This window comes from Pseudarthrobacter sp. NKDBFgelt (assembly GCF_046097905.1).
Classification (GTDB): domain Bacteria; phylum Actinomycetota; class Actinomycetes; order Actinomycetales; family Micrococcaceae; genus Arthrobacter; species Arthrobacter polychromogenes.
In genome coordinates this window covers 1-4,064 of the sequence record NZ_JBJURL010000137.1, presented here as the reverse complement: position 1 = coordinate 4,064, position 4,064 = coordinate 1, and the positions used below count along the sequence as shown (strand labels likewise).

The window sequence follows — 4,064 nt, the reverse complement described above, 5'->3', positions numbered from 1 at the left end:
GGCAGCACCGATCCGGCGGCCAGCGGGGCCGGGCCGATGCCCGACATCAGGTCCGTCGAGCGGCTCCCCAGCACGGGAGGAACATCGATCCCGCCGCGGACGGCGAGGTAGGTGCGCAGGCCTGCCTCCGGCACGCCGAGGTGGAGGCTCTCGCCGTCGTGCAGGGGGAAGGGGGCGTACATCGGCGCTGGCCTGCTGCTGCCACCCTCGCTACGGATGTCCGCCGCCGCGCCCGCACCGCTGAGCGCAACCGTCAGCTCGCCCCGAGCCTGCACGGAAAGGCCGCCCATGACGTTTTCGATGACGGCATCGCTGGGCAGGTTTCCCACCAGCCGGTTCGCCTGGCGGGCGCTCGCAGTATCTGCAGCGCCGGCCGGGGAGACTCCCAAGTCACCCAGGCCCGGCCGCCCGAGGTCCTGGATAAGTGCCTGTGGCCCGGGCGAAAGGACCTCCAGTGCGGGGCCGGCGGCAGGTGTTTCAGCAACTGCAGCGTCAGCCTGGGTCCCGTCACCCTGGTCCGTGTCCGTCCGGCTGAGCTCAATGAGCTCGCGCACCGCGACGTACTGGACGGTGGTGCCGGGGCGGACCAGGGCGGGCTGCTCGCGCTGGAGGTCCCACATGCGCGTGGCGGTGTGCCCGATGAGCTGCCAGCCGCCCGGTGACCGCCGCGGATACACGGCCGAGAAGTTGCCGGCCAGGGCCACCGATCCGGCAGGCACGGCGGTCCGCGGGGTGCCGCGCCGGGGAACGTTCAGGGCGTCCGTTTCCCCTACAAGGTAGGCGAATCCGGGCGCGAACCCGCCGAAGGCGGCGGTCCACAGCTGGCCGGTGTGGGCGGCGACGACTCCCTCGGGCCCCATGCCGGTGAGCTCGCCCACCTCCGCAAGGTCTTCGCCGTCGTACACCACCTCGATGTGCACCGGCTTGTCCTGGACGGCAGCGGCGCCTGCCGGCATGCTCCCGACCCGGGCGAGGGACCCGCGGGCAGCGCGGGCGCTGGCGCGGGAGTCGAAGACAACCAGCACTGTTTGTGCCGCCGCGAGCACATCGACCTGTCCCGCAGCCGGGTTGTCCCTGAGGCGGGAGTGCAGGGACAGCACTGCGTCAAGGGAGTCCAGCTCCAGGAGCAGGGCCCGGGGCCCGGCCCAGCGTATCTCCGGGGAACTCACACGAAGCTCCTGATGTCCACGCCGGCTGCTTCGAGTTCGCGGCGGACCGCGGCCGCCATGGACACGGCGCCGGCGGTGTCGCCGTGCAGGCAGATGCTTTCGGCCGAGGTTTTGATGGTGGACCCGTCCCGGGCAACGATGGTGCCCTCGGTGGCCAGCCGCACCATGTTGGCTGCCACAGCATCCTCGTCATGGAGGACGGCGCCGGGTTCGCGGCGGGACACCAGTGTTCCGTCCGGGTTGTAGGCGCGGTCCGCGAAGGCCTCGGCTACTCCGCGGAGGCCGGCTGCCTCGGCGGTGGCGAGTGCCACCGAACCCGGCAAAAGCAGTATCGGCAGGTCCCCGCCGAAGGCTTTGACCGCATCCACCACTGACTGCGCCTGCACCTGATGGGTCACGATGGTGTTGTACAGCGCCCCGTGGGGTTTTACGTAGCTGATCCGGCCGCCGGCTGCGCGGGCAATGCCTTGCAGGGCTCCCAGCTGGTAGAGCACGTCATCCGCGAGTTCCGTGGGGGAGCAGTCCAGGAAGCGGCGGCCGAAGCCTGCAAGGTCGCGGTACCCCACGTGGGCGCCGATGCTGATGCCGGCGGCGACGGCGTCGCGGCAGGTCCGGGCAATCGTGGAGGGATCGCCGGCGTGGAAGCCGCACGCGATGTTCGCGCTGGAGACGGAGCGGAAGATGGCGGCGTCGTCGCCCATGGTCCAGTTGCCGAAGGATTCGCCGACGTCGCTGTTGAGGTCAATGGAGGCCATAGTGATTCTCGTCTCGTTGAAGTGGTCTCTTTAGGATGCACGAGAATCCAAGATTGTTCAACAATATTGACGAAAATGGTGCCAAGGCGCCTGCCCGGCCACGCGTTCCGGCCACGTATGCAACACAGGGAGCGGACGACGGCGGAGCCTCCCGCCGTCGTCCGCTTTCCGTGGGCGGCAGGCTCAGTAAGCCTTGACGCGCTGTTCCACTACGAGGTGGACCAGGGCGAAGACGCCGTCCCGGTCGATGGCGGCAAGGGCGGCGTCCAGCGCGGCCGGAACGTCCCGGTCCTCGGTCACTGTGATGCCGAACCCACCGAAGGCCCTGGCCATCAGCCCGAAATCGGGGTTCTTCAGCTGGGTCCCGGAGACCCGTTCCGGGTAGTGGCGCTCCTGGTGGGTGCGGATGGTGCCGTATTCCTGGTTGTCCATCACCACCACCAGCGGGGTGGCCCCGTACTGGGCGGCGGTGGCCAGCTCCTGCCCGTTCATCAGGAACTCGCCGTCCCCGGCAATGGTGACCACCCGTCGTCGTGGTTCAGCCAGGGATGCCGCGATGGCGGACGGGACGGAGTAGCCCATGGAGCCGTTGCGGGCGCTGATCATGGAGGCGTAGCGGCGGGTGGGGAAGTACCGGTGCGCCCAGTTGGTGTGCTCGCCTGCCCCGAAGGTCACCATGGCATCCTCCGGCAGCCGCGGCACCAGGTTTGCCATCAGGGTGTCCATCCGCGCCTGGCCCGCCGCAGGGGCCGCCGGAGGCAGTGCGGCGAACCGTTCCTGCTCGGTCCGCATCCTCGCGGTCCAGGCCTTCCACTCCTCCTTGGCCGGCAGGCTGATGCCGGCGAGGTCGCGGACGAAGGCTTCCGGCTTGGCCACGATCTGCCGGGACACCGGCCCGGACCGGCCGCGGAGGGAGGGGTCGATAGTCACCAGGAAGTTCTCCTTGGTCCAGTCCTGCCGGCAGACGAATCCGTCCGTGATGACGTCCCCGGGCACGGTTCCCACAAACACCAGGAGGTCGGTTTCCTCCAGGAGGTCGTACGTGGGGCGGGGACGGCCGTAGCCGATGGGGCCGACGTAGGAGGGTGAATCGAAGGACACGGTGCCCTGGGTCCGCCATTCAGCCGCGGCCGGGATGTGGTGCCGTTCCAGCCAGCCGGTCAGCTGGTCTGCCGCCTCCTGCGTCCAGTCATTGCCGCCGGTGACGAAGAGCGGCTTGCTGGATTCCGCCAGGGCGGCTTCCAGGGCTGCGGCGTCGGTGCGGCTCATGCCGCCGGCCGCTACCGGGATGGCAGGGTGCAGTGCCGGGTCAATCTGCTGCCGGATGATGTCCTCGGGCAGGCCCACCACCACCGGACCGGGCCGTCCGCTCATGGCAGCGAACATCGCCTCGGCCACGATCTCCGACGCCCGCTCCGCGTGGTCCAGGACCATCACGCGTTTGGCGCCGGTATCGAACCAGGCCTTGATGTCGAACTCCTGGAATGCCTCCCGGTCCCGGTGCGCGAACGGGATCAGGCCCACGAACAGCAGCATGGGGGTGGAGTCCTGCCAGGCGGTATGCAGCCCAACATGGGCGTTTGCGGCGCCAGGCCCCCGGGTCACCATGGCGATGCCCGGGCGCTGGTTCATCTTCCCGTCTGCCTCGGCCATGTAGGCTGCGCCGCCCTCGTGCCGGCAGACGATGGTGTCGATGCTGGAGCCGTGCAGGCCGTGCAGGCCGTCCAGCACGTCCAGGAAGCTTTCGCCCGGCACCACGTAGGTGCGGTCCACCCCGTGCGCCACCAGCGAATCGACGATGACGTGCCCGGCTGATTTCAGCGCCGGCGGGCTGGCCTGGGGTGCGGGCGGCTGGCCCGGCTGCGGGCTGGCGTCAGCAGGGTTTGCGACGGCGGCAGGCTGGGTGGGGGATTCGGCGGGGGTTGCTTCGGTTTCCGTTGTCATGGGCTTTCTTTGGCTGTTCGGACGGCTTTGGTCAGGGTGGGTTTTATCTGAAGGTGTTGGCGGGTGGGTTGGCGATGACGGGGGAGAGTCCGGTGTGGCCTTCGCGGGTTTGGGCGATTTCGCGGATGCGGGTGCGGCAGGCGTACCAGCCGATGACCATGAGGATGGAGGCGATGGCGGTGACGAGCATGGTGAG

Annotated in this window: 3 protein-coding genes; all 3 read right to left on the bottom strand. The window is 69.3% G+C overall.

Features of this window, described 5'->3' with window-relative positions; genetic code table 11:
* Positions 1–1,169, bottom strand: a 1,169-nt coding sequence (locus ACKAE7_RS20485) for a carboxyltransferase domain-containing protein (RefSeq protein ID WP_408980159.1), incomplete at its 3' end; no start/stop codon positions are given.
* Positions 1,166–1,924 (bottom strand): LamB/YcsF family protein, encoded by a 759-nt coding sequence (locus tag ACKAE7_RS20480; protein ID WP_408980158.1) that lies wholly within the window; start codon positions 1,922–1,924, stop codon positions 1,166–1,168. The genes ACKAE7_RS20480 and ACKAE7_RS20485, both read right to left, overlap by 4 nt.
* 183 nt (positions 1,925–2,107) lie before the next feature.
* On the bottom strand, positions 2,108–3,868 hold the full coding sequence (locus ACKAE7_RS20475; RefSeq protein ID WP_408980157.1) for a thiamine pyrophosphate-dependent enzyme: 1,761 nt from the start codon (positions 3,866–3,868) through the stop codon (positions 2,108–2,110).
* Positions 3,869–4,064 lie beyond the last annotated feature (196 nt).